28 protein-coding genes are annotated in these 25750 nt (G+C 59.1%); 16 read left to right on the forward strand and 12 right to left on the reverse strand.

Going from position 1 to position 25750, the window contains the following annotated elements; genetic code table 11:
- Nucleotides 1-14: 14 nt before the first annotated feature.
- The 4 genes from ACR0L1_RS00255 (at nucleotide 15) to ACR0L1_RS00270 (ending at nucleotide 3302) form a co-directional block, all read left to right on the forward strand.
- Nucleotides 15-533 carry a hypothetical protein gene (locus ACR0L1_RS00255; RefSeq protein WP_170788533.1) on the forward strand — a complete coding sequence of 173 codons (519 nt, stop codon included), beginning with the start codon at nucleotides 15-17 and terminating at the stop codon, nucleotides 531-533.
- Nucleotide 534: 1 nt separating this feature from the next.
- Nucleotides 535-1947, forward strand: coding sequence for a 3'-5' exonuclease (locus ACR0L1_RS00260; RefSeq protein ID WP_480856547.1), 1413 nt, complete (start codon nucleotides 535-537; stop codon nucleotides 1945-1947).
- 89 nt (nucleotides 1948-2036) lie between these two features.
- Nucleotides 2037-2537 carry a flavin reductase family protein gene (locus ACR0L1_RS00265; RefSeq protein ID WP_170788531.1) on the forward strand — a complete coding sequence of 167 codons (501 nt, stop codon included), beginning with the start codon at nucleotides 2037-2039 and terminating at the stop codon, nucleotides 2535-2537.
- 51 nt (nucleotides 2538-2588) lie between these two features.
- Nucleotides 2589-3302, forward strand: coding sequence for a sulfotransferase family 2 domain-containing protein (locus ACR0L1_RS00270; RefSeq protein ID WP_170769487.1), 714 nt, complete (start codon nucleotides 2589-2591; stop codon nucleotides 3300-3302).
- On the opposite strand, the gene ACR0L1_RS00275 is transcribed toward ACR0L1_RS00270, so the two are convergent.
- The 3 genes from ACR0L1_RS00275 to ACR0L1_RS00285 are packed head-to-tail and all read right to left on the reverse strand — an operon-like array spanning nucleotide 3291 to nucleotide 5520.
- Complete coding sequence (locus tag ACR0L1_RS00275; protein ID WP_170788529.1) at nucleotides 3291-3770, reverse strand: DUF6505 family protein; 480 nt, start codon at nucleotides 3768-3770, stop codon at nucleotides 3291-3293. The genes ACR0L1_RS00270 and ACR0L1_RS00275 overlap by 12 nt on opposite strands.
- Before the next feature lie 2 nt (nucleotides 3771-3772).
- Entirely contained in the window at nucleotides 3773-4462 is a 690-nt protein-coding gene (locus tag ACR0L1_RS00280) for a biotin/lipoate--protein ligase family protein (protein WP_480856550.1), read from the reverse strand.
- Nucleotides 4459-5520, reverse strand: coding sequence for an Mrp/NBP35 family ATP-binding protein (locus ACR0L1_RS00285; protein WP_480856552.1), 1062 nt, complete (start codon nucleotides 5518-5520; stop codon nucleotides 4459-4461). The genes ACR0L1_RS00280 and ACR0L1_RS00285 overlap by 4 nt, the downstream gene beginning before the upstream one ends.
- Nucleotides 5521-5629: 109 nt before the next feature.
- Here ACR0L1_RS00285 and ACR0L1_RS00290 point away from each other — a divergent pair, with 109 nt between their 5' ends.
- Nucleotides 5630-6358, forward strand: a complete 729-nt coding sequence (locus ACR0L1_RS00290) for a hypothetical protein (RefSeq protein ID WP_480856554.1) — start codon at nucleotides 5630-5632, stop codon at nucleotides 6356-6358.
- Here ACR0L1_RS00290 and ACR0L1_RS00295 read toward each other — a convergent pair.
- Nucleotides 6352-8304, reverse strand: a complete 1953-nt coding sequence (locus ACR0L1_RS00295) for a 4Fe-4S binding protein (protein WP_480856556.1) — start codon at nucleotides 8302-8304, stop codon at nucleotides 6352-6354. The two genes, ACR0L1_RS00290 and ACR0L1_RS00295, sit on opposite strands and share 7 nt — an antisense overlap.
- Nucleotides 8305-8567: 263 nt before the next feature.
- Here ACR0L1_RS00295 and ACR0L1_RS00300 point away from each other — a divergent pair, with 263 nt between their 5' ends.
- The 11 genes from ACR0L1_RS00300 to ACR0L1_RS00350 all read left to right on the forward strand — a co-directional run bounded on the left by ACR0L1_RS00300 (nucleotide 8568) and on the right by ACR0L1_RS00350 (nucleotide 18131).
- On the forward strand, nucleotides 8568-9122 hold the full coding sequence (locus tag ACR0L1_RS00300; RefSeq protein WP_480856557.1) for a DUF3305 domain-containing protein: 555 nt from the start codon (nucleotides 8568-8570) through the stop codon (nucleotides 9120-9122).
- On the forward strand, nucleotides 9119-9703 hold the full coding sequence (locus tag ACR0L1_RS00305; protein ID WP_480856559.1) for a DUF3306 domain-containing protein: 585 nt from the start codon (nucleotides 9119-9121) through the stop codon (nucleotides 9701-9703). Before ACR0L1_RS00300 ends, ACR0L1_RS00305 begins: the two co-directional genes overlap by 4 nt.
- 4 nt (nucleotides 9704-9707) lie before the next feature.
- The gene (locus ACR0L1_RS00310; RefSeq protein WP_480502977.1) at nucleotides 9708-10319 is read left to right on the forward strand and encodes a TorD/DmsD family molecular chaperone; all 612 of its coding nucleotides are present in this window, start codon (nucleotides 9708-9710) and stop codon (nucleotides 10317-10319) included.
- 63 nt (nucleotides 10320-10382) lie between these two features.
- Nucleotides 10383-10571 carry a ubiquinol-cytochrome c reductase iron-sulfur subunit N-terminal domain-containing protein gene (locus ACR0L1_RS00315; RefSeq protein ID WP_170352882.1) on the forward strand — a complete coding sequence of 63 codons (189 nt, stop codon included), beginning with the start codon at nucleotides 10383-10385 and terminating at the stop codon, nucleotides 10569-10571.
- Between the two features lie 106 nt (nucleotides 10572-10677).
- The gene (locus tag ACR0L1_RS00320) at nucleotides 10678-13572 is read left to right on the forward strand and encodes a formate dehydrogenase subunit alpha (protein ID WP_480856562.1); all 2895 of its coding nucleotides are present in this window, start codon (nucleotides 10678-10680) and stop codon (nucleotides 13570-13572) included.
- Between the two features lie 12 nt (nucleotides 13573-13584).
- Nucleotides 13585-14178, forward strand: coding sequence for a formate dehydrogenase FDH3 subunit beta (gene fdh3B, locus ACR0L1_RS00325; RefSeq protein WP_037307340.1), 594 nt, complete (start codon nucleotides 13585-13587; stop codon nucleotides 14176-14178).
- Between the two features lie 106 nt (nucleotides 14179-14284).
- Complete coding sequence (locus ACR0L1_RS00330) at nucleotides 14285-14635, forward strand: putative quinol monooxygenase (RefSeq protein WP_480856564.1); 351 nt, start codon at nucleotides 14285-14287, stop codon at nucleotides 14633-14635.
- 26 nt (nucleotides 14636-14661) lie between these two features.
- Nucleotides 14662-15858, forward strand: coding sequence for a formate dehydrogenase subunit gamma (locus ACR0L1_RS00335; protein ID WP_480856566.1), 1197 nt, complete (start codon nucleotides 14662-14664; stop codon nucleotides 15856-15858).
- Nucleotides 15859-17118, forward strand: a complete 1260-nt coding sequence (locus tag ACR0L1_RS00340; protein WP_480856568.1) for a c-type cytochrome — start codon at nucleotides 15859-15861, stop codon at nucleotides 17116-17118.
- 14 nt (nucleotides 17119-17132) lie between these two features.
- Entirely contained in the window at nucleotides 17133-17258 is a 126-nt protein-coding gene (locus ACR0L1_RS00345) for a hypothetical protein (RefSeq protein ID WP_269149758.1), read from the forward strand.
- Nucleotides 17259-18131: a substrate-binding domain-containing protein gene (locus tag ACR0L1_RS00350; RefSeq protein ID WP_480856570.1), complete on the forward strand. Its 873-nt coding sequence runs from the start codon at nucleotides 17259-17261 to the stop codon at nucleotides 18129-18131.
- Here ACR0L1_RS00350 and ACR0L1_RS00355 read toward each other — a convergent pair.
- From ACR0L1_RS00355 to hydA, 8 genes are all read right to left on the reverse strand, one after another.
- A complete protein-coding gene (locus ACR0L1_RS00355; RefSeq protein ID WP_480856572.1) occupies nucleotides 18128-18946 on the reverse strand; it encodes an ABC transporter substrate-binding protein in 819 nt (272 codons plus the stop codon). The genes ACR0L1_RS00350 and ACR0L1_RS00355 overlap by 4 nt on opposite strands.
- Nucleotides 18947-18966: 20 nt before the next feature.
- Complete coding sequence (locus ACR0L1_RS00360; RefSeq protein ID WP_480502985.1) at nucleotides 18967-19701, reverse strand: ATP-binding cassette domain-containing protein; 735 nt, start codon at nucleotides 19699-19701, stop codon at nucleotides 18967-18969.
- The gene (locus tag ACR0L1_RS00365; RefSeq protein WP_170769471.1) at nucleotides 19694-20407 is read right to left on the reverse strand and encodes an ABC transporter permease; all 714 of its coding nucleotides are present in this window, start codon (nucleotides 20405-20407) and stop codon (nucleotides 19694-19696) included. The genes ACR0L1_RS00360 and ACR0L1_RS00365 overlap by 8 nt, the downstream gene beginning before the upstream one ends.
- A gap of 152 nt (nucleotides 20408-20559) precedes the next feature.
- Nucleotides 20560-21549 carry an ABC transporter substrate-binding protein gene (locus ACR0L1_RS00370; protein ID WP_170788515.1) on the reverse strand — a complete coding sequence of 330 codons (990 nt, stop codon included), beginning with the start codon at nucleotides 21547-21549 and terminating at the stop codon, nucleotides 20560-20562.
- A gap of 53 nt (nucleotides 21550-21602) precedes the next feature.
- Nucleotides 21603-22448, reverse strand: coding sequence for an ABC transporter permease (locus ACR0L1_RS00375; RefSeq protein ID WP_170769469.1), 846 nt, complete (start codon nucleotides 22446-22448; stop codon nucleotides 21603-21605).
- Nucleotides 22445-23377 carry an ABC transporter permease gene (locus ACR0L1_RS00380; RefSeq protein WP_170769468.1) on the reverse strand — a complete coding sequence of 311 codons (933 nt, stop codon included), beginning with the start codon at nucleotides 23375-23377 and terminating at the stop codon, nucleotides 22445-22447. The genes ACR0L1_RS00375 and ACR0L1_RS00380 overlap by 4 nt, the downstream gene beginning before the upstream one ends.
- Nucleotides 23378-23401: 24 nt before the next feature.
- The gene (locus tag ACR0L1_RS00385; RefSeq protein WP_170788514.1) at nucleotides 23402-24199 is read right to left on the reverse strand and encodes an ABC transporter ATP-binding protein; all 798 of its coding nucleotides are present in this window, start codon (nucleotides 24197-24199) and stop codon (nucleotides 23402-23404) included.
- A 54-nt stretch (nucleotides 24200-24253) separates the two neighbouring features.
- A complete protein-coding gene (gene hydA / locus ACR0L1_RS00390) occupies nucleotides 24254-25708 on the reverse strand; it encodes a dihydropyrimidinase (protein WP_170788513.1) in 1455 nt (484 codons plus the stop codon).
- Nucleotides 25709-25750 lie beyond the last annotated feature (42 nt).

The following is a 25750-nucleotide window of genomic DNA, read 5'->3' on the forward strand; positions in this document are numbered from 1 at the left end:
ATGGGAGAGACAGAATGTTCCTCGAACTGATCGCCACCATCTTTGCAGGCATTGCATTCGCCGGCGTGGTGATGGTGATAAACAAATTTACCGGCGGTCGTCTGCCCAAATGGGTCGCGCCGGTCGCTGCAGGGCTTGGGATGATCGCAATGACGATCTCGAGCGAGTATTCGTGGTACGACCGCACCAAAGACACACTGCCCGACGGGATGACCGTGGTGCAAGAGGTCGAAAGCCGCGCGCTATACCGTCCCTGGACCTATGCGGTACCCTTCGTGAACCGGTTTGCGGCGATTGACACCGTCTCGGTCCGCACAAACGAACAAGTGCCGGAACAGCGGCTGGTTGACCTCTATTTCTTTGGCCGCTGGGCACCCGTGTCCAAGTTGCCTGTTGCGGTCGATTGCGCGCAAAACCTGCGCGCCAATCTAGCCGACGGGGCAGAGTTCGGGGCTGATGGGCAGCTTGTGAATGCCGACTGGATCACCGGCACAACCGACGACCCCATCATCGAGGCCACCTGCGGAGTGTAACATGCTGACCCGGCTAAGCCTGCGCCTACGTATCTTCCTGTTCTTCTGCCTGCTGGCCGTTGGCGGAGTAGTCGTCAGCGCACTGGCACTGTGGATCAGTTACCGCCGCGTGGCCGACCCGGACCTGATCAACGCGTTCATTTTTGCTGAAATCATCATGGGTTTCGGCTTCGTTGCACTGATCGTTGCCGTCTGGCTTTTGTTCGATGACAACGTCGCCAAACCGATCGAGCGTCTGTCAGCGGAACTGCGGGCGCGCGCTCATGCGGGTGTCAGCTCGGACATGGACATGCAGGCCGCGCGCTATCTGGGCGATCTGGCCCCTGCGGCTGCAGGTCTAGCTGATCAGCTTTCAGAAAAGACCCTGAGTGTGGCCGAAGCCGTCGCCGCCGAAACCGCACATTTGGCCGCTGAAAAGCAACGATTGACCGCTTTGCTGACTGATATCCCGGTGGCCATGCTGCTGGCCAGTCCGACCCATAAGATCGTTCTTTATGATGGACAGGCGGCCGAGGTTCTGGCTCAGATTTCACATCCCCGCCTGAACGCGGCACTGTCGGAATATTTTCAATCTGAACCGCTGGAACATGCCTATGCCAAACTGGTCAAAACCGGGATCGAGGTCAGCTGCACGCTGACAAGCACCGACGGCACCCAGTCATTTGCGACCCGCATGAAGCCCTTGGGCGATGCGCCCGGATACATGCTGATATTCGATGACAGCGTCGCCAATATCGCGCCCGAAGCCTCACGCCCGCTGGTCTATGATTTCGCACTGATGAACTCGGAAGCCAACCGCGCGCTTGAGACGCTGGAACTGCGAGACCTGTGTTTTGTCGTCTTCGACACCGAGACCACAGGTCTATTGCCGCACAAGGATGAGATCGTGCAAATCGGCGCTGTTCGGGTGGTGAATGGTCGGATCATCGAAGGCGAACAGTTGGATATGCTGGTTGATCCGGAGATGCCAATCCCGCCGGCCTCGACCAAGGTGCATAAAGTGACGAATGCCATGGTCCAGGATGCGCCCAAGATTGCCGAGGCAGGCCGCGTGTTCCATCAATTCGCGCGGGACGCCGTGATCGTGGCCCACAATGCGCCCTTCGACATGGCCTTTTTGCGCCGCCATGCCAACCAGATGAGCGTCGCATGGGATCACCCCATTCTGGACACGGTCTTGCTGTCCGCCGTGCTGTTCGGGGCCAGCGACAAACACACACTGGACGCGCTGTGTGAGAGGCTGGATATCACCATTCCGGACGCTTTGCGTCACACCGCCTTGGGCGACGCCGTCGCCACGGCTGAGGCTCTGGTTCGTATGCTGCCCATGTTACAAGCGCGCGGCATGAACACGTTCGGTGCGGTTATCGAGGCGACGCGTCAGCATGGGCGCTTGCTGGAAGACCTGAACTAAGCTGGAAAATAAATCGGTTAAACACAGCTTTTCGTGGACAATCCCACCGGGTCGTGGCACCTGAGGCCCGGCCACTGAACGAGCGCGCAATGACGGAAACGACCTTTACCCCTACCCCGGATCAAAGCACCGCCTTCCGCGAGGCGTTGGGCTGTTTCGGAACTGGTGTCACAGTCGTTACTACCCACACCGAATTGGGTCCACGTGCGATCACGGTGAACTCGTTCTCCTCGGTCTCGCTGGACCCGCCTTTGGTGTTATGGTGTCTGGCAAAGGATTCCAACCGGTTCGGTGCGTTTCATGACTGCCAGCACTATTCAATCCACGTTATGGCGCAAGATCAGCAGGATCAGGCGCTGAAATTCGCCCGTGACGGCGCGGATTTTTCCCACGCGGATTGGGCGCCGGACCACGCCAACCGGCCGCAACTGTCGAATTGCCTTGCCCGCTTTGACTGCCAACTTCACGCCCGGTACGAGGCCGGAGACCATCTGATCCTGATCGGAGAGGTCGAAAAAGTCATGTATCGGACCGGAAAAGGATTGATTTTCAAACGCGGTCAATTTGGCGGTTTTGCTGACCTGATTTAGTTTATTTTATGTATTCACTTATTGCGATCTAATATCGTACAACCCCGTACAATGATTGGAAGCAAGAAGAAAATCGTCTTTGTCCACATCCCCAAAACCGGCGGAAGTTCGGTTGCATGGGCGTTGCGAAAAGAATTTGACCGACCAAATCCCCTTCAGCGGTCGCTCAAAAGCCTCGACAAGAGGACTTTAAATACTGGGCTTTACCCAAAGTCGAAATTCCAACCTCTTCCAGTCCATGCGAAGGCGACAGACTACGTCCAGCATTTGGGTGACAGATATTGGGCAATGCATTCGCTCGCCTTTGTTCGGAACCCGTTCGACCTCCAGATTTCGTTGTTCAGCTATATACAGCAGACCGATATTCACCCCTTGCATAACGCGATTAAGGACATCAGTTTTCGAGAGTTTATTATTGAGTATTGTGGGACCGAATGTTCGCCAAACTGTCAATCGTCGTATGTGTTGGACCCGCAGGACCGCTGCATCGTCGGTACTGTTGGGCGTTTGGAAAACCTAAACGCTGATTTCCGGTCTTTTTGCTCCGAGATCGGCGTAAACGCGACATTGGACCATGAAAACAAGTCCAAGCGATCACGTAGAATCGCCGAGTACTACGACCCGGAACTAACAGAAATGGTCATCAATGCGTTTCGACCGGATTTCGATTTGTTAGGTTACAGCACCGATCCGCATGACTTGTCCTATGCGCAGATGAAACTGGCCCAGCACCCTAGACTGCAACCGCATTTGTCAGTCGTCTAGCGAGCCATGCACGGCCAACGCCTCAAGCTGGGTTTCCTGCGGGGTGATGATGCGGAAAGCCTCATGCACACCGGTCTCGGATAGTTCACGGGCAACAGTCAGCAGTGTGTTGGGCGCATGTTCTTCGCACAGCTCGGACATATGGGTGATCTCTGATTGCGCCACGCCCAAGGCGGCTTCGACCGAAGGTGCGCCATAGAACTGCACGAAATGCTCGGCCAGGTTCTGCGCGATCTGGTCGATCTCGGAGGGTTCCACCTGCGTCACGGCCACGAATGTCACCCGGCCAAAGGTCTCAACGCCCAACCAACCGTTCGAGAACGCCTGCCGGGCCTTGCCCTCAAGATCGCCCTCGCCCCAGTTCGAAAACTCGAACCCGCCCGAGATACACCACTCGCCCGTGCGGGCCGGGGAATGAAATACGTTCATGTCGCTTTCGTCGAAATGAATCGCGCGGGCCAGTTTCATCTTTAGTTCTCCAGTAGATCCGTCAAGGGGCGCAGGGTTGTTTCGGCACCGTCGCGGATCAGCATTCCGAACCGCTCGTCGGCGCCCAGAAAGACACCTGTGTCATAGGGTTCGCCCACCCCGCGTAGCAGCCCCATCCATTCGGCATGAAGCGGCGCATTTCCGTCTTCTTGCCAGCGGTTGAGCCATGTCAGCATATGCCGCGACCAGCTTTCGACCAGTTGAGTCGGCGACACCTCAGCGCAGCCTTCGTCATAAAGCGCTGTAATATCTGGGTTTTCGCCGGGCGCGTCGCTGGTTTGCAGCAGTGCCAGTTCCCAGCCGACGATCAGCCAATCGGGTTCTTCTTCGGGCGCAGTGCTTGAGGCCGCGACCTGAAAGATCCCGCATTTAGCCCCGTTGACACAGATCGGGCCGTCCCAGTCCAGATGGACCGCCACCTCGGGCGGGGCCAGCGCGCCCAGTGCGTTCTGAAACCCCACGGCGCAGAGCGGCAACATCGCCATCGCGTCCTGCAGCGGAACTTCGGGTGCAAAGACGATAGCCACGCGTAAGCGGTCAGCCTGAATGTTGTAAACCACGGTGCCCGCATCGCATCCCAGCGAAGCCATGGCTTGCGCGCGCTGAAACGGATCTTGTCCCCCCTGCACCGGGTGACCGACCAACAGAGGGGGAAAAACCGGCTCGCTCATGCGTTTCCCTTGGCGATCAAGTCACGGGCGATTTTGCGGAACGCGTCGGCCTGCAGGCTGTCGGGTTTGCTGACCACGATGGGCGCACCCCCATCAGCGGCCACGCGAATGTCCAGATGCAACGGGATTTCCCCCAGCAGCGGTACACCCAGCGATTCAGCCTCGGATTTCACGCCACCATGGCCGAACACATGCTCCTCATGCCCACAATTCGAGCAAATATGCGTGGACATGTTCTCGATCATGCCGAGGATCGGCGTTTTCAATTGGTTGAACATGTCGATCCCCTTGCGGGCATCGATCAGGGCAACGTCTTGCGGGGTCGAGACAACGATTGCGCCATCCACCTGGAACTTTTGGCTCAGCGTAAGTTGCACATCACCGGTGCCGGGCGGAAGGTCGACGATCAGCACATCTAGCGCGCCCCATTGCACCTGGTTCATCATCTGCTGCAACGCGCCCATCAACATCGGGCCGCGCCAGACAACCGCTTGCCCTTCGTTGGTCATTAGCCCCATGGACATCATGGTGACGCCGTGATTGCGCAGCGGCAGGATCGTCTTGCCATCGGGGCTGGCCGGACGCCCCGAGACGCCCAGCATCCGGGGTTGCGACGGGCCATAAACGTCGGCATCCAACAGACCCACGCGCCGTCCCTCAGCGGCCAGCGCGCAGGCAAGGTTCGCAGACACGGTCGATTTACCGACCCCGCCCTTGCCCGAAGCAACAGCGATGATCCGATCCACACCGGCCACCGGCTGAGGGCCGGTCTGCGCCGGTTTCGGCTTGGGTTTCAGATCTGGCGGTGCCTTGTCGGAATGCGCGGTCAGCATGGCCGAAACCTTGGCCACGCCATCCACCATTTGCGCGGCCTGCTCAGCCGTCACGCGCACCGGCTCCATCTTGTCGGCGTGCTTGGGATCGATCTCCATCACAAAGCGAACGGCGTCGCCTTCGACGTTCAGCGCGCGCACGATACCAGCGCTGACAATGTCCTGACCCGACACCGGATCAGTGATCTTCTTGAGGTTCGCCAGAACCGCGTCACGAACACTCATGCCTGTAACCCTTTGATTTTCCCAACCATGTGGCTGCTGTTCATTGCATGTGTCTCCGTCTCATTCTGTTTATTTGACGCAATTGGGGCGCTGCCGCTAGGCTGACCCCATGCGCGTACTCCTTTTGTGCCTGAGCCTGACGCTCACCGCCACCCCCTCTTGGTCGCAAGAGGCGCTCGGGCTGACTGCCCCGCCCGAAGTTACCGACTCTGGCCTGTTGCAACATATTCTTCCCCGCTTTTCTCTCAAGACCGGGATACGGGTTATTGCCGATGACGCGGGCGTTTTGGTGTTGGAAAGCGGCCCTCCGGGTGATCCTGTCTTTGCCCGCGATGGGGTGATATACCACCTGCGCATCGGGGACGACACCAAACACGAACGGTTCCGCGACTGGCTGCTGTCGGATATCGGCAAACGCACGGTCGAAGGGTTCGCCCCCGACAATGGCACGCCGTTTTCGGCCGAGTTCGAGATCGCCGCCGTGCAGGAAGAAACCGTGATCGACGGCGATGCCCTGTTGGGCGAGGAACTGTCGATGACCCATTGCGGGCGATGCCACGTGATCGGCCCTCAAAACCGCATGAACGGGCTGGGCTCGACGCCATCCTTTGCCGTACTGCGTGCGATGCCGGACTGGTCGGAACGGTTCGAGGCGTTTTTTGCCCTGAACCCGCATCCGGCCTTTACCCAGATCGACGGGCTGACACCGCCCTTCGACCCGGAACGCCCCTCGCCCATTCATCCGGTCGAGATAACGCTGGACGAGCTGGATGCGATATTGGCCTTTGTCTCGGTCATTCGCGCCGCTGATCTGGGCGCTCCGCTGCAACTTCAGTGATCCTTCCTTTTTGAGAAGTAGTCCTCGGTCGTGACCACCTTCGGGCGCGGCGCGGATTGGAACGGATTGTCCTGATGTTGAAACTGCGCGTTCACTCGGCAATTGTCGCACATCTGGATCATCCGCGCCTGCTCCGAGGTGGCGAACATTGGATGCGTGCCCGACAGCTTCTCCATGATCCGTTCGACAGTGGATTTAACGCCGAACAGCGCGCCGCATTCGACACAGGCAAAGGGCTCTTCCTCGTTCAACACCTGCTGAGACAAGGCGGCATCGCTCAGGTCCAGTTGCGGGACCAGCGTGATCGCGTCCTCGGGGCAGATTGTTCGGCACATGCCGCATTGCAAACAAGCATCCTGCTGGAAGTTCAGCTGCGGCATATCCGGGTTGTCGATCAGCGCCCCCGACGGGCAGAGCGACACGCAACTCAGACACAGCGTGCAACTGTCTGTATTCACGGCCACCGCGCCGTAAGGCGCATCTTCGGGCAATGGCAGCGGAGCATCGGCCTGTGGATTAAGCGCCTGCGCGGCCAAGCGTGCGATTTGACGCCGATTTCCCAAGGGCAGCACCGTGTCGGCCAAAGGTGCTGGAACATCCTGACCATATAGCTGATCGGACATAGCGTCCGGGTCCGCTTCATCAATCAGGCCCAGCTTGCCCACGCCTGCGATGGCCTCGGCCAATGCCAGTTCCCTGTCCAATGCATCCCGCTCAGTCGTTGGCGCCAGCAGCACATCCACACGGGCAAATCCATGGGCCAGCGCGGCCAGCATTTCGGAATGGCCAAAGCCCGAGATCACATTCAGTTCCAATGGAATCACGTCGGCAGGCAGACCACGACCAAAGCGGGCGGACAGTCGGATCATTTCAGCCCCGTGGGCATCATGAACCAGCAGCCGGGGCGCTTGTCCCTCGGCCCGTCTATAAGTGCGCGCCAGAATGTGCATCCGGGACAAAAGTGCTGCAACCGGCGGGTCTTCGTAGGTGATCGCTGTCGAGGGGCAGACCGCAGCGCATCCTCCGCATCCGGCGCAGATCATAGGGTCGATTGACACGTGTTCGCCCGCAGAGGTGATCGCACCGGTTGGACAGATGTCCAGGCAGTTAGAACACCCTACCTGTTCGGCGCGGGAATGGGCGCAGAGAGTTTCCTCCATCCGAACATAAAGCGGTTTTTCAAAGGTGCCGACCAGTTGCGCCGCTTCAAAGGCCAGACGTTCTACAGCGACGGTATCCTTGGGATCGGCCCTCAGATACCCTTCGCGCTTGGCGGGGGCCTGCACGAAAGGCGTGTCCCCGGTCAGGTCCAGAACGATATCGCAGGATGAGCCCGCCCCGTCGCGCGGTTCCGACCATGCAAAGGCTCCGCGTCCGCCGGGTTCTAACTGTTGCAGCGCATCCAGCCGCAGGGAAAATCCACCCAAAGCACCGGTCAGCGACCGAACACGCCCGCGCACCACATCGTAGGCCCGCGACATCGGCTCGCTATCGTCGGTGCTGAGGACCGTGACGGCCAAGGTCGACGACAGGCGCTCGGCCAGATCAAACGCAACTGCACCGGGGCCGATGATAAAACACGTGCCTTCGCTGACGACATCCACGCTGGGCGTGATCGGCTGCGGCAACAGCGCCTCGGCAGCCAGCGCTGCCATCTTGGGGGCGGCATCAGCGCCTTCATCCGACCATCCCGCGCGGTCTCGTAGATCGACGAAACCTGGGGCCTCGACCCCAAGCTCTTCGGCCAGGTTGCGAAAGACTTCCTGCTCTTGCCCACAGGCGACAATCACGTCACCGTCCTGCATAAACTTCGCAGCTGTCTCCAATTCGCGCGTACACAGCGCCGTGTGGACCTTGGAACATGTCGCATCGCAAGCGGACGCAATCTTGTCTGCGTCCACGCGCTGAGTGCCCGCGCAGTCGCATAATAGTAGTTTGGTGCTCATATCCCCTCCCCGGATGTCGCGCCATCTCACAGCACAGTAGGCTGTATTCAGGGGACGGCAATGTAAACCCCATCGCAAACACGCCAAATCCAACCCCCGGACGCGCTAAACAACCCTGTTTTTCTACCGGGGAACAAGGCCCCTCACGAACTCGCTATCACCGTATGCGACTAAAGTCGTAGTGCTTGGGCTTGGCAGAAGATCATTTTGTGTACCATAGTGGACATGGGGAAGGCAGGGGAGAGCCTTCCGGGGAGGAATACGTGGCGAAGGCCGCTCATCAAATTGAAATGCCAATTGGCGTCGTCGTGCGCAAAGCGCCCGGAGTCACTCGCTGGGCGAAATGGAACTGGCGCGCCGTCGCGGTTTTGCCCGGCGCCGGTCCTGCGGACTGGCACGAAATGCGCCGTGAAGGGGAGGCTGTAGAATACCACGCAGCAACCCTGCCCCTGACGTTGTGGGCGGATGAGACCGAGGCGTATATGGTCAACCTGTCCGACGGCACGCCCTCGATATACCTTGTGCTGCGCGATGCGCTGGACGGGCAGCGCCCGATGGATGCTGTGCTGGTCACAGCCTCACCCTATGAAGGACAGGATTACGCAGATACCGGTGAAGAGATTGTCGAGAAAATTCCAATGACCGACGGGCTGATCGCCTGGGTGCGGGATTTCGCTTTGGAACATCACCGCGATGAAGTCTTCGTTAAACGCAAGCGCGACAAGAAACGCACTGATCTGGTCGAAGATGGCAAAGGCGATGCGCGCATCCGACAAACGTCTGATGTTTACCGCGCCCCGCGGAGGATCATCCAATGACCGAAGCCCGCGATTTCTGGTCCCGCCGCAAAGCCGCCGTTCAGGCCAAGGCTGAGGCCGAAGTAATCGCAGCCGAAGAACAGGTGATCGCAGATCAGCGCGCCGAGCTGGAAGAAAAAACCGACGCCGAGATTCTGGCCGAGCTCAACCTCCCCGATCCCGATCAGTTGCAAGCTGGTGACGATGTCTCGGGCTTTATGGCCAAAGCTGTCCCCGATCGTCTTCGCCGCCGCGCCCTGCGCAGGTTGTGGCGACTGAACCCGGTATTGGCCAATGTAGACGGCTTGGTGGATTATGGTGAGGACTACACCGATGCGGCCTGTGTGATCGAAAACCTTCAGACCGCCTATCAGGTCGGCAAGGGTATGCTTGCTCATGTCGAAGCGCTGGCCGCCAAGGCCGAAGCCGAGGCGGAAGATTCCGATATCGAGGTCGAGGCCGAGGAACCTCAGCCAGAACCCGAAGAAATCGACCTGCCCGACCCAGAGCCCGTTCTCGTGGCGGAAATAGAACCTAACGCGCCAGAGGAGGCGGAAGTCGCCCCTGCCCCGCGCCGCATGAAATTTGAATTCGAAGGATAACCGAATGACCGCAAGTGAAGCGCAACAGATGGATGTCTCGGCCGAGGATCGCCTGCGCGCGGATTTCTACAACTTTCTGGGCCTGCTGCTGGCCGGTCCGCCAGATCAGATGCTTCTGGACCAGATGGTGGGTCTCAGCGGCGATGACAGCGATCTGGGTCAGGCTATTCAGGCAATGGCTCGGGTGGCCAAAGTCACCAAACCTGCGTCTGCTGAACGTGAGTTCAATGCCTTGTTCATCGGTTTGGGACGCGGAGAGCTTCTGCCCTATGCCAGCTTTTACCTAACCGGATTCCTGAACGAGAAACCATTGGCTCAGCTGCGCAATGACATGGCTGTGCGCGGTATCACGCGGGCGAAAAACGTCTATGAACCCGAAGACAACATCGCCTCGTTGATGGAGATGATGGCGGGTATGATCGTCGGCCGGTTCGGCGCGCCCGCGTCTTTGGAGGACCAGAAAGCGTTCTGGAACAAACATATCGGCCCTTGGGCCACGCATTTCTATTCGGATTTGGAAGGCGCCGAGAACTCGGTCCTCTATGCCTCAGTCGGCACTGCCGGTCGGGTCTTTATGGAGATCGAGCGCGAAGCTTTCCGAATGTCGGCAGCGTGAGACGTTGTCATTCGCCAGCGTCCCTTGCGGGGCGTTAAACTGCAAATGGGAAAGGAGACACCCATGAGCAAGACCAAGGAAGAAGGTGCAACGCGCCGCGACTTCCTCAAACTGGCCGGAACCGCAGCACCCGCTGCTGTCGCCGCAGCCAGCCTGACCGGACAGGCCGAAGCAGCCGAGCTGCCCACGGACGAAACCCGGATGCAGGACACCGCGCATACACGCGCATATCTGGAAAGCACCCGGTTCTAGGATCGGACGTTTTCACCACCCGACAGACGGTTGCGATTGGCCCTGACGTCGGTTTTGCGAAGTACCAAGCAGCCGTGACTTACATGGCACGCAAGGGAGGAAAGTAATGCTTAGGAAAAAGACCAACGGGGTTGCGAGACGCCCCCAGCGGACAAGTATCCTGTCCCAGGTCGGCGAGAAAACCGTCGATCGCCGCGCATTTCTGCGTGGCTCGGGCCTGACGATCGGCGGCCTTGCCGCAATCAGCGCCACGGGTGGAACCGTGACGCCAGCCAGCGCCCAGACAGCGGCGAACACCGCCGTTGAAAACATCAAATCCGTATGCACTCACTGCTCGGTCGGCTGTACAGTTGTTGCCGAAGTGCAGAACGGTGTCTGGGTCGGGCAGGAACCCGGCTGGGACAGCCCGTTCAACCTGGGTGCGCACTGCGCCAAGGGGGCCTCGGTCCGCGAGCACGCCCATGGTGAGCGCCGCCTGAAGTACCCGATGAAAAAAGAAGGCGGAGAGTGGAAGCGCATCAGCTGGGAACAGGCGATCGACGAGATCGGCGACGGCATGATGAACATCCGCCAAGAATCCGGGCCGGACAGCGTGTACTGGCTGGGTTCTGCGAAACACAATAACGAACAGGCCTATCTGTTCCGCAAGTTCGCGGCCTACTGGGGCACGAACAACGTGGACCACCAGGCCCGTATCTGCCACTCGACCACTGTTGCTGGCGTTGCGAACACATGGGGCTATGGCGCCATGACCAACTCGTACAACGACATGCACAACAGCCGGGCCATCTTTATCATCGGTGGTAACCCGGCCGAGGCGCACCCCGTCTCGCTGCTGCATATCCTGCGTGCGAAAGAGCAGAATAACGCCCCTTTGATCGTTTGCGACCCGCGCTTTACGCGCACCGCGGCCCATGCGGATGAATATGTCCGTTTCCGCCCCGGCACCGACGTTGCACTGGTCTGGGGTATCCTGTGGCACATCTTCGACAACGGTTGGGAGGACAAAGAGTTCATCCGCACCCGTGTCTGGGGAATGGACCAGATCCGCGAAGAGGTTGCCAAGTGGACCCCGGACGAGGTTGAGCGCGTTACCGGTACGCCTGGCTCGCAGCTGCGTCGCGTCGCCCGGACAATGGTGAACAACCGTCCCGGCACCGTTGTATGGTGCATGGGTGGTACACAACACACGAACGGCAACAACAACACCCGCGCCTATTGCGTGCTTCAGCTTGCGCTTGGCAACATGGGCACATCGGGCGGCGGCACCAACATCTTCCGCGGCCACGACAACGTGCAGGGCGCAACAGACCTTGGTGTTCTGTCCCATACCCTGCCCGGCTACTATGGCCTCTCCGCAGGTGCATGGGGTCACTGGAGCCGCGTCTGGGGTGAAGATCTGGATTGGCTGAAAGGTCAGTTCGCCACGATCAAGGACAAGGAAGGCAAGGATAAGCCGCTCATGAATGAGCGTGGCATCCCGGTTTCCCGCTGGATCGATGGTGTTCTGGAAGACCCGGCCAACATGGATCAGGACAACAACGTTCGTGCCATGGTTCTGTGGGGCCACGCGCCCAACTCGCAGACCCGGATGACGGAAATGAAGACGGCGATGGAGAAGCTGGACATGCTGGTCGTGATCGACCCGTATCCCACCGTCTCGGCTGTTCTGCATGACCGCACCGACGGTGTCTACCTGTTGCCTGCCTGTACGCAGTTCGAAACACGTGGTTCGGCCACGGCATCGAACCGGTCGCTGCAGTGGCGCGACAAGGTGGTTGATCCGCTGTTCGAAAGCTTGCCGGACGAGGTCATCATGGCCAAGTTCGCCAACAAGTTCGGCTGGGCGGACCGCTTCTTCCGCAATATCGAGATGGAAGATGCCGAGACCCCGAATGTTGAAAGCATCACGCGTGAATTCAACTCGGGCCTCTGGACCATCGGCTATACCGGGCAGTCGCCGGAACGTCTGAAAAGCCACATGGCCAACCAGCACACGTTCGACAGAACCACGCTGCAAGCCATCGGTGGACCAAACGACGGCGAGTATTACGGACTGCCGTGGCCCTGCTGGGGTACGCCGGAAATGGGTCATACAGGGACACCAAACCTTTATGACATGTCCAAGCCGGTGGCCGAAGGCGGCCTGACTTTCCGCGCCCGTTTCGGTGTGGAACGCGATGGTGACAACCTGCTGGCCGAAGGGGTCTATAGCGTTGGATCGGAAATTCAGGATGGTTATCCGGAATTCACGATGCAGATGCTGATGGATCTTGGCTGGGATGGCGATCTGACCGCCGAGGAACGCGCGGCGATTGACGCTGTTGCGGGTCCTGAAACCAACTGGAAGACCGACCTCTCCGGCGGTATCCAGCGGGTTGCGATCAAGCATGGCTGTGCGCCCTTCGGGAACGCCAAAGCCCGCGCGGTTGTCTGGACCTTCCCGGATCCGATTCCGCTGCATCGCGAGCCGCTCTATACCAACCGGCGCGATCTGGTGGAGGACTATCCGACCTACGAGGACCGTCAAGCCTATCGTCTGCCCACTCTTTATGCTTCGATCCAAAAGAACGACTTTTCAAAGGATTACCCAATAATCCTGACGTCTGGTCGTCTGGTCGAATATGAAGGTGGCGGTGATGAGACACGGTCCAACCCGTGGCTGGCCGAACTTCAGCAGGACATGTTCGTCGAGATCAATCCGCGCGATGCCAATAACCTTGGCATTCGGGACGGATCTCAGGTCTGGGTCGAAGGTCCTGAGGGCGGAAAGGTCAAGGTGATGGCGATGCTGACCAACAGGGTTGGCGCCGGCGTGGCCTTTATGCCGTTCCACTTTGGCGGTCATTTCCAGGGCGAGGACCAGCGACACAAATACCCCGCAGGTGCTGACCCCTATGTCTTGGGCGAAAGTTCTAACACCGCCCAGACCTATGGCTACGATTCAGTAACCCAGATGCAGGAGACCAAATGTACTCTCTGCAAGATCTCGGCAGCGTAAAGGAGGACGAAAATGGCTAGAGCAAAGTTTCTCTGCGACGCTGAACGCTGCATCGAGTGCAACGCCTGTGTCACCGCGTGTAAAAACGAACACGAGGTGCCATGGGGCATCAACCGCCGCAGGGTGGTAACGATCAATGACGGCAACCCGGGCGAACGCTCGATCTCGGTGGCCTGTATGCATTGCTCGGATGCGCCTTGCATGGCGGTGTGCCCGGTCGACTGCTTCTATCAGAACGAAGAAGGTGTCGTCCTGCACTCCAAGGACCTGTGCATTGGCTGCGGCTATTGCTTCTACGCGTGCCCCTTCGGCGCGCCGCAATATCCGCAGGCGGGCAACTTCGGATCGCGCGGCAAGATGGACAAATGTACCTTCTGCGCCGGTGGTCCCGAAGAAACGCACTCGACAGCAGAGTTCGCCAAATACGGTCGCAATCGGATCGCCGAGGGCAAACTGCCCATCTGTGCCGAGATGTGTTCCACCAAGGCCCTGCTTGCCGGTGACGGCGACGTGGTCTCGGCCATCTACCGCGAACGCGTTGTGGCGCGCGGCTTTGGCTCGGGCGCGTGGGGTTGGGGCACCGCCTACGACCAGAAAGACGGCTAAGGTCTATCCGAAGCTCGACAGCCCCCTGCGCTAGGCCGGGGGCTGTCTTACCCTTGCCTGTGGCCGCCTGTCGGTCGCCGCCTTTCCTGACGAAGGTAGGACGCCTATGACCAACGATATCTACTGGCTGTTGAAGCTGGACCTGAACCCAGAAAAACAGTCCGAGTTCGAGGCCCTGATGGCCGAAATGGTCGCCGCGACCCTCGAGGAAACAGGCGCTAAAACCTATGAGTGGCATCAAAGCGACAGCGCCATTCACATCTATGAACGTTACGCAAGTTCAGATGATGCGATAATTCATATGCAGAATTTTGGGGCAAATTTCGCGGATCGGTTTATGTCCTTACTTACGCCGGTTCAGTTTGATGTCTACGGCCCCGCGAAAGACGACCTTCAGGCGGCCCTGTCCCCTGTCGGAGCCGTTTTTCACAAGCAGATCGGCGGCTTTGACCGCTGACACGACCAAGAATAGGGAGAGAACCCATGCGCCTGATCCATTTTCTGCTCTTCTCACTCTTCCTGACCGGTGCCACATGGGCGCAGGACGCCCCGGAATCCCCGGCACCGGATCGCTCGGCCACCGGAGGGGCCACGACGCTTGAGGATATTCTGGCCCGTCAACGGGGCGAGAAAGTGGACAACACTTATCGCTCGGAAAACACTGGCCAAGGCAATGTCGAAGGTTTGCTGGGGCAGTTTGGTACTGCCGGTGTGGCCTCGGACAGTGATGTCTATCGCGCGCTACGCTATGGGTCGGCGGATGTCACCGTGTCGTCTCAGGGGCCCGCAGCCAGTGTTCTTATCCAGGATGGTGGCATGTGGTGGTGGGCTTTCCGCACCGGACCGTTGCGAGAATACGGAACCTACATCATTGCAGGCATGGCCGCCGTGATCCTGCTGTTCTTCCTGATCCGTGGCAAAATCCGCATTGATGGTGAGAAAACCGGGCGCACAGTCACGCGTTTCAATGGGTTTGAGCGGTTCGGCCACTGGCTTTTCGCCGGGTCCTTTTTAGTGCTTGGGTTTACAGGGCTGTTGACACTGTATGGGCGGGATTTCCTGATCCCGATCTTTGGAAAAGAAGGCTTCGCGACTATTGCGCAAGGGTGCAAGTGGCTACACAACAACCTCGCCTGGGCCTTTATTTTGGGGTTGATCATCGTGACGGTGAACTGGATCGCTCACAACATTCCCAACCGGACCGACCTGAAATGGCTGGCCGCCGGTGGCGGTTTGTTCACCAAAGGCAGCCACCCGCCGGCCAAAAAGTTCAATGCCGGTCAAAAGGTCATATTCTGGTCCTGCATTCTGCTGGGCGTGTCGATCAGCCTTTCGGGCCTGTCTCTGCTGTTCCCGTTCGAGATGCCTCTGTTTGCCAAAACCTTCCAGATCGCCAATGCAACCGGCCTGCCTCAGGCAATGGGTTTGAGCCTGCCGGTGCAGATGTCGCCGCAAGAGGAAATGCAATACGCGCAGGTCTGGCATGTGATGATCGCCTATGTTTTCATCGCCATCATCATCGCCCATATCTACCTCGGCTCGGTCGGGATGGAAGGTGCATTTGACGCCATGGGAACCGGCGAAGTCGAAGAGCAATGGGCACGCGAGCACCACTCGTTGTGGCTGGAGGAGGTCCAGGAAAAAGAGGCCAGCAAAGCGACGGCCTCGCCCGCCGAATAGATGCGCGGGTTGGTTCTGGCGCTGGCTTTACTGCCCCTGCCTGCTTTAGCTGAGTTTTATACGCTCAAAGGTCATGGCGGTCCAATCATGGGGATCGCCACGGCCCCCGATGGGCGGATCGCTACGGCAAGTTTCGACAACTCGGTCGGCATCTGGTCGGATCAAATGCCGGAATGGCTGGAAGGTCATGAGGCAGCTGTAAACGCAGTTGCTTTCAACGGCACTGCGATCTATTCCGCCGGCGACGACTTCACTCTGCGCCGCTGGCCCGGCGGTGAGGTTGTAGGACAGCACAAAGGCAAAATCGTACATATCGCTGCCTCGAAAACCCATGTGGCAACAGCCAGTTGGGATGGTACAATCGGGTTGTGGCCCGTGGATGGATCGGAACCAAAAACTCTGACGACCGGCAGCGGAGTGAATGCCGTGGCGTTTACGCCTGACGGCAACCAACTGTATTCAGCCGGTGTCGACGGGGCTTTGCGCTTGTGGGATGTGACCAGTGGACAGGAAACTCTGCGACTGGTCGAGCATGGCTTTGGCATCAATGAGCTAGTGCTAAATACGCAGGACAACTGGATCGCCTATGGCGCTGTTGATGGTGTCACCCGCGTCCGCGATCTGACCACGGGCGAGGAACGTGACTTTACCCTCGACCGTCGCCCTATTCTGGCGCTGGCGCTTAGCCCTGATAACAGCATGCTCGCTGTAGGCGACGGCGAGGGCTTCATCATGGTGGTCGACACGGAGGAGTGGCGCATCGCGCAAGATTTCCGCGCCACTTTGCGCGGTCCGGTCTGGGCGCTGGCTTTTTCACCCGATAGTCAGAACATCCACGCCGGCGGCATTGATGAGGCGATGTACAGTTGGCCGGTCGCCAATCTGCGCGAGCAAGAACGGATGGCTGCGTCCGAGCCCAGCTTCCTCAAAAACCCCGATCAGATGAGCAATGGTGAACGGCAGTTTGCCCGCAAATGCTCAATCTGTCACAGCCTGACCCCAGACGGGCAACGCCGCGCCGGTCCGACGCTGCATGGCGTCTTTGGCCGCCGGGCTGGAACACTGCCGGGATATTTCTATTCGGACACGCTGCAAGACTCTGATATCATTTGGAATGACGAAACCATAAATGCCCTTTTCGATGAGGGGCCCGACCACTACATTCCGGGGTCGAAGATGCCGATGCAGCGGATCACGCAGCCCAACGACCGGGAAGATCTGGTCGCCTTTCTGCGCCGCGCCACGGCACCGGAAAACTAACGCCGGAGGAGACAATGAAAGCCTTTCTAGCCGCCGTCGCCGCGATGGTCGTCATCGCGATCGCCGCCCCTGCTGTCCTGAACCAGATCGGATTCAGCGCAGCGGACGCTGGGACCGGATCAGCAGTGCGCCTGGACTGAATGCCCGAGTATCTGACCACCAAAGAACTGGCCGATCTGCTGCGCATCGGCGAGCGTAAGGCCTATGATCTGGCGTCTTCGGGCGAGGTACCCTGCGTGCGCGCGATGGGCAAACTGCTGTTTCCCCGTTCCGAAGTTGTCGCCTGGTTGAATGCCTCACGCTCGGGTCCTCAGGTTGAAGAACCGCCCTTGCCTCCGATTGTGGCGGGCAGCCATGACCCGCTGTTGGACTGGGCTTTGCGGGAAAGCGGCTCGGGGTTGGCGACCTATTATGACGGCTCGTTTGACGGGCTGAACCGCCTAAAGGACCGTACCGCGCAGGCGGCCGCGTTGCATATTCATGAGGCGGAAGGGTTCAACACCCAAGCCCTGCGCGATCATCTGGGCGAAGCATCGGTTGTTCTGTTTGAAATCGCCCAACGCCAGCGCGGTTTGTTGCTGGCCCCCGGCGTGTCTGACATCCAAAGCTTCGCGGACCTCAATGGTAGGCGCGTGATCCTGCGGCAAAGCTCTGCCGCCAGCCAAAGACTGTTCGACGTACAGTTGGAGCATCACGGCATGACCCGCGCGGATCTGGACGCCCTGCCCACTTGCGCCCGCACAGAGGAAGAGCTGGCCATCGCCCTGCACGACAGCAAGGCCGAGGCCGGTTTTGGTCTGGGTGCGCTGGCGGGTCTCTATGATCTGGGCTTCAGCGCCACTCATACTGAACGGCTGGACCTTGCGATCTGGCGGCGCGCCTATTTCGATGACCCAATGTTGAAGCTGTTGGCCTTTGTTCAATCCGATCGCTTCGCGGCCCGCGCCGCCGAGTTCGGAGGGTACGACCTAGGCGGGCTGGGCACAATTCACCACAACGGCGCTAGCGGTTAAGACCCGTCGGCGTTGGGGAAAAACAACTGTTCTCCATCCAGTTTGTAGGACGCAATGGCCGCTTGCCCGTCCGGCCCGGTCAGCCAGTCGATAAACCGCTGACCCGCCGCTGCCCTTACGCTTGGGTGTTTTTCCGGGTTCACCAGAATGACGCCATACTGGTTGAACAGGCGCGGGTCGCCCTCGACCATGATCTCAAGCTCGCCCCGGTTGCCAAAGGATTGCCATGTTGCCCGATCGGTCAGCACATAGGCATTCATCCCGCTGGCTACGTTTAGCGTTGCCCCCATGCCGGACCCTGTCTCACGATACCACGCACCAGATGCGCCCGTCGGATCTAAATTGGTCGCCGCCCAATGGCGCATCTCGGCCTTGTGCGTCCCGCTGTCATCCCCGCGCGAGGCAAAGGGGGCTTCGGCCTCGGCCACGGCGGTCAGGGCCGCAACAATATCGTCGCCGTCCTTTACTTTGGCCGGGTCCGATTTGGGGCCGACCAGCACGAAGTCATTATACATCACGTCAAACCGCTCAACGCCCCAGCCATCGGCGACGAACTGTTCCTCGGCGGGTTTGGAGTGAACCAGCAGAACGTCTCCGTCCCCGTTCACAGCGTTTCGGATTGCCTGTCCAGTACCGACGGCCACAACGCGCACATCGATTCCGGTTTCAGCCTCGAACCCCGGCAGGATATAGTCCAACAGGCCCGAATTCTGCGTCGACGTGGTGGATTGCACAACGATGAACGGGGCCTCGGCCCACACAGGGGCCATCAAGCCAAGCGATACCAATGCAGCCCGAAGAAAATCTCGGATCATCCAGATCTCCATAGTTTGAGTTAGGTCACCAGCCCACCAGCAAGATAACGACGCGCGGCGTCGCTTTGCGGGGCGTCCAAAACTTGTCTGGCAACCCCGTGTTCAACCACATGGCCGCCTTGCATCATAACGACATCCACTGCAAGGCGACGCGCCTGACCGATATCATGTGTCACCATGACAATCCGCACCCCCCGTCGCGAGGCGCGCTGGATCATGCGTTCGATCATCTGCGTAGCACTCGGGTCCAAAGCACTGGTGGGTTCATCCAAAAACAACGTCTCAGGCTCCAACGCCAGAGCACGCAGGATGGCTAGCCGCTGTGCCTCCCCCCCCGACAAAGAGCGCGCGGATTGCCGTCCTTTTCCGTCGAGACCGCCCTCGGTCAGCAAGTCTTCGATCCGGGCTTTGCGCTGGCCCCAAGACAGGCCCTGACGCTTCAGCACAAAATCCAGATTGGCCGCGACCGAGCGGCGCAACAGCACCGGCTGTTGAAACACCATCGCCTGCCGGGATTTGTGCTCGCCGGACAAAGGCACGCCGTCCTGTTCGATCCGCCCCCGGTCAGGCGCGATCAAACCATGCAAGCAACGCAGCAACAGGCTTTTCCCCGCCCCGTTCGGCCCAAGGATCAGCGTCGGCCCGGGCCCGTCCAAAGACAAATGCGCAACGTCCAGAAGGACCTTTCCCTTGCGTGTTATCTTCACGTCCCGAACCGTCAGGCTGCTGGCCATGTCACACACCAGATCACGCATGGCGCAACCCCTCCTGCTCGGCGCGCAGGCTGACGGTACTGACCATAGCGTTCACCGCCACCGCAATCCCGATCAGGATCGCGCCCAAGGCCAGCGCCAGCGCCAGATTGCCTTTCGAGGTTTCAAGCGCGATGGTCGTCGTCATCACCCGCGTCACATGGTTGATGTTGCCGCCAACGATGATCACCGCGCCCACCTCGGCAATGGCACGTCCGAACCCGGCCAACAGCGCAGTCACCAGCGCCAGGCGTGCATCCCACAGCAGCACCGGCACCGAGGCTAAACGCGACACCCCGAGCGAGCGTAGCTGTTCCGAATATTCCTCGGCCAGCATCTCGATCACTTGCCGGGTCAGCGCGGCCACAATAGGTGTCACCAGAACAACCTGCGCGATGATCATTGCGGTCGGGGTATAGAGCAACTCCAGAACACCCAGCGGCCCGGATCGGGATAACATCAGGTAGACCAACAAGCCCACAACAACCGGCGGGAAGCCCATCAGAGCATTCATCAGCACGATCAACATCCGCCGTCCCGGAAAGCGCGCAACGGCTAATGCCGCGCCCACGGGCATCCCGATCAGGGCAGAAATCAATACAGCGAAGACGGAAACTTTGAGCGACAACAGCACAATCGCCCACAGCTCTGAATCCCCTGTCAGGATCAGACCCAAGGCTGAATTGAATTCTGATGCAAATCCTTGCATAATTTTCCATCCAGTCGCAATTTCGTATGAAATGCGATAATTTACAAAGGAATACTAAGTCATTTCCCGGCTAAGTACAGACACTTTTCCGACATCAGAAACGCAAAACGCGGCCCCAACCGGGGCCGCGCTCAATTCGGTTTAAACCGGGCTTAGTTCAGCGCTGCGTCGGTGATCTTGTGGGTCCACGCCCCCTCAGGCTGTTGGGTGATGACCGGATCAGAACCACCGGCCAGCAGAGTACCCACGGTCCGCTCAAAATCCGCCGGGTCCAAAGCGCCATTCGACCCTGCGGTCAGCTTGGCGATCTCACCCATCATGCGCTTTTGGTGTTTTTCGGTCTGCGCTCCGGTCGCGTCATTGTCCAACACGATCTCGGCGGCCTCATCCGGGTTCTCCTCGGCGTATTTCCAGCCTTTCATCGAGGCACGGACGAACCGTTCCATCTTGTCGACAAAGGCTTCGTCGCTCAGGTTTTCTTCCAGCACGTAGAGGCCGTCTTCAAGCGTGGCGACACCCTGATCTTCGTACTTGAAGGTCACAAGCTCATCGGGATTTACGCCCGCGTCGATCACCTGCCAGTACTCGTTATACGTCATGGTGCTGATGCAATCGGCCTGGCGCTGCAGCAGAGGATCAACGTTGAAACCTTGCTTGAGGACCTCAACCCCACTCTCACCCTTGCCGCCAGTGTCGATGCCTAGCTGGCTCATCCAGCTCATGAAAGGGAATTCGTTACCAAAGAACCAGACACCCAGCGTGCGGTTCTTAAGGTCATCCGGCGATGCAATACCGGCATCCTTCCAGCAGGTCAGCATCATGCCCGAGCTTTTAAATGGCTGCGCGATGTTTACCAGCGGCAGACCCTTTTCGCGTGCGGCCAGCGCAGCAGGCATCCATTCGACGGTCACATCCGCGCCGCCCCCCGCGATCACCTGAGTTGGAGCGATGTCGGGGCCGCCGGGCAAAATGGTAACGTCCAGCCCTTCTTCCTCGTAGAATCCCTTATCGGCGGCCACATAGTAGCCCGCAAATTGCGCCTGCGTGACCCATTTCAGCTGCAATGTCACCTCATCGGCGGACCATGCGGCACCGGCGGTCAGGCCAAAGGCGGCAACCGCCCCGCTGAGTAGCTTTTTCATCTTCATGTCTCCTAGTTGCTGTTTATGCCCCGTTGTCGGGGTCTGTTGAATTCCTATCCTCGTTGCGACGGGTGCCAGAAGGTCACCGCCTTTTCCGCCGCTGCGACAAGGCCATAAAACACGGTCCCGGCCAGCGCGGCTACGGCGATCTCGGCCCAGACAAGGTCGATCGACAGGCTGCCGACGCCGGTCGAAATCCGAAACCCCATGCCCCGTGTGGGTGAGCCGAAATACTCGGCCACAATCGCCCCGATCAAAGCAAGCGTGGTTGCAATCTTCAACCCATTGAACACAAAGGGCATCGCCGCTGGCAAGCGCAGTTTCCACAAGGTCTGCCAATACCCGGCCGCATAGGTCCGCATCAGGTCACGCTGCATCGCATCCGCTTCGCGCAGACCCTGCACGGTGTTCACCAGGATTGGAAAGAACACCATGACCACGACAACCGCCGCTTTCGAGTGCCAATCGAACCCGAACCAACTGACCAGAATTGGCGCGATCCCGACAATGGGCAGCGCCGCCGCAAAATTCCCGATGGGTAGCAGACCACGCGTCAGAAAAGCCGAGCGGTCTATGGCAACCGAACAAGCAAAAGCCGCAGCACACCCGATCACAAATCCCGTCAGCGCGCCCTTGAAGACGGTTTGCTTGAAGTCTTCCCACAAAATGCCGGACGATTGTACAAAGGCTGTCCCCACATCTGAAGGTGGCGGCAGGATAACCGGCGAAACACCCAGCCCGCGCACCAGCCCCTCCCAAAGCACCAACAGCGTGATGCCAAACAGAACCGGCACAAAAATGCGCGCTGCACGGGTTTTGCGATAGGACGAGATAGCCAGACGGTAGTTCACAAACCAGGCCAAGCCCCAGAACAGCAAAGCAAAGGATAGCCAGGTCATGCGTTCAACCCCATCCGGCGCAGGGCCAGTCGCTGCAGCAGATCCAACAGTGTCACCAGCAAGCCCGCCAGAATAGCGGCAGCCAGCAGGGCCGCCCAGATGGCCAGAGGCGTTCCGAACTGGTCTCCGATCAGGATTCTGGCACCAAGACCTGACACAGCCCCCGTCGGCAACTCGCCCACAATCGTGCCAACCAATGCAGCCGCGATCCCGACCTTGAGCGACGTGAACAGATACGGCACCGAGGATGGCAGCCGAAGTTTAAAGAACCCCTGCGCGCCCGAGGCGTTATAGGTCTTCAACAAATCCAGTTGCGGCAGCGATGGCGACCTTAGCCCCTTCACCATCCCCACCAGCACCGGGAAATAACACAGATAGGCCGAGATTACCGCCTTGGGCACCCCGCGCCCCTCAATCCCTAGCTGAGAGCTGACGACAATAATCATCGGCGCCAGCGCCACAATCGGGATGGTCTGGCTTATAATCGCCCATGGCATCAGGCTCATATCCGCGACACGCGAATAGACGATGGCTACGGCCGCCAAAATGCCCAGCGTTGTGCCAAGCAGAAAACCCCACAGCGTGGATTTCAGCGTGATTCCAGCATGGTAGATCAGCGACCGTTTCGAGAATGCACGACCCTTGGCCACCATCTCACCGGTCGTTTTCCACAGCTCCTGCCCAACCTGTCCGGGGGTCGGCAGCCGTGGGCGTTCCAGCGCATAGCCGCCGGAAATCGCTCCGGGGTTTGACGCCATCAGAACCCAGACCGAAGTCTCTCGCCGTTCGCGCGACGTTTCAGGTGTCACTACCTGCCCCGCACGCTCGGCCTGATCCAGCGAGATGCGAATGTTCATCGGGGCCACTGCTGCGTACCACAGCGCGACAATTGCCGCGAGCACCACCAAGATAGGCACCAAGTTTTTCATCGCGCGCCCCACAGTCTGGTTGCCTTAATCATCATAGGAATGCCCCGCCCGCAGCCCTTCGCGCACCCGATGCGCAACCTCGATAAATTCCGGCGTGTCTCGAATATCCAAAGGCCGCTCCTTGGGCAGAGGGCTGTCGATCACATCGGTGATCCGACCGGGCCGAGGGCTCATTACCACGATCTTGGTACTGAGATAGACCGCTTCGGGGATCGAGTGCGTCACAAACCCGATCGTCTTTTCCGTCCGCGCCCATAGCGCCAGAAGCTGCTCGTTCAGGTGATCGCGCACAATCTCATCCAGCGCGCCAAAGGGTTCGTCCATCAGCAGAATATCAGCATCAAAAGCCAAAGCCCGCGCGATGCTGGCCCGTTGCTGCATCCCGCCCGAAAGCTGCCACGGGAATTTGCCACCAAAACCCGCCAGATCAACCAGTTCCAGAACCTTCTTTACCCGTTCTTCCTGTTCGGCGGCGGAATAGCCCATGATCTCGAGCGGCAGTTTTATGTTCTTGGAGATGGTCCGCCACGGATACAGCCCCGCGGCCTGAAACACATAACCATAGGCGCGCTTGCGCCGTGCTTCATCTGGGGTCATTCCATTGACGGTCAGCACCCCCCCCGTCGGCGTCTCAAGCGCCGCGATACAGCGCAAGAATGTGGTCTTGCCACAGCCCGAGGGGCCGATAAAGCTGACGAAATCCCCCTTGTCGATGGTCAGGTTCACGTCTTTCAACGCGTGGATCGGGCCGTCATTGGTTTGGAAGGTGAGATCGAGTTGCCTTGCCTCGATCACAGGCTGGGTCGTACTTTCAGTAGTCATTCCATTACCTTGAAAAGGTTTCGCTTTGGGGCGCCCAGAGGACACCCCCGCAAATCATACACCCGTCGCTGGAATACCCGTCCGCTCGACCGGGCGCGGGGCGGTCAGCTCTTTCCAGGTGCTCAGCGCTTTGTTCACATGGGTATTGGCCTCGCGTGCCACGAATTTCCCATGTCCTTCCTGTGTCTGGATCTCACCATCATGAACAGCGATCGAACCACGGGTTAGCGTGAACCGGGGCAACCCGCGCACTTCCTTGCCTTCGAACACGTTGTAGTCGATCGAAGACTGCTGCGTTTCGGCTGAAATCACCTTGGCTTTGTCCGGGTCCCACACAACGATATCCGCATCCGCACCAACCAAAATGGCACCCTTTTTAGGATAGCAATTCAATATCTTAGCGATGTTTGTTGAAGTAACCGCCACAAATTCGTTCGGCGTCAGGCGCCCGGTATTTACTCCATGGGTCCACAGCATCGGCATCCGATCTTCCAGCCCGCCTGTCCCGTTGGGGATCTTAGTAAAATCGCCCACGCCATATCGCTTCTGTTCGGTGGTAAAGGCGCAATGGTCGGTGGCCACCACGCTCAGCGTTCCCGATTGCAAACCGTTCCAAAGACTGTCCTGATGCTGCTTGTTCCGGAACGGAGGGCTCATGACCCGCCGCGCCGCATGCTCCCAATCATGGTGGAAATACTCGCTTTCATCCAAGGTCAGGTGCTGGATCAAAGGCTCGCCCCACACCCGTTTACCCTGCATCTTTGCCCGGCGAATGGCCTCATGGGCTTCTTCGCACGAGGTGTGCACCACATACAAAGGAACGCCCGCCATATCGGCGATCATAATGGCGCGGTTTGTCGCCTCACCTTCGACCTGCGGCGGGCGGGAATAGGCGTGTGCCTCGGGCCCAGTATTGCCTTCGGCCAGCAGCTTAGCACTCAACTCGGCCACCACATCACCGTTCTCGGCATGCACCATCGCGGTGCCGCCCAACTCGGCAAGACGCTTGAACGAGGCGAACAACTCATCATCATTCACCATCAACGCACCCTTATAGGCCATGAAGTGCTTGAACGTGTTGATCCCGCGCGTTTCAATCACGGTTTTGATGTCGTCAAACACCTGCTCGCCCCACCATGTGACGGCCATGTGGAACGAATAATCGCAATTCGCCCGCGTCGATTTATTGTCCCAACGCTTCAGTGCATCCAGCAGGCTTTCCCCCGGATTAGGCAGCGCAAAATCCACCACCATCGTGGTGCCGCCAGCCAAAGCCGCCCGGGTTCCGCTTTCGAAATCATCGCTGGAATAGGTGCCCATGAACGGCATCTCAAGATGCGTATGCGGATCAATCCCGCCCGGCATCACATAGCAACCGGTCGCGTCCAGTTCCTTATCACCTTTCAGATCCTGACCGATCTCGGTGATCACGCCACCTTCAACCATCACATCCGCCTTGTAAGTCAAATCGGCGGTCACAACCGTTCCGTTCTTGATCACAGTGCTCATTTCAATCTCCCTGTGGCGGTCTACGCCACCTGCTTCATCTGG

Source organism: Ruegeria sp. J8 (assembly GCF_056531925.1).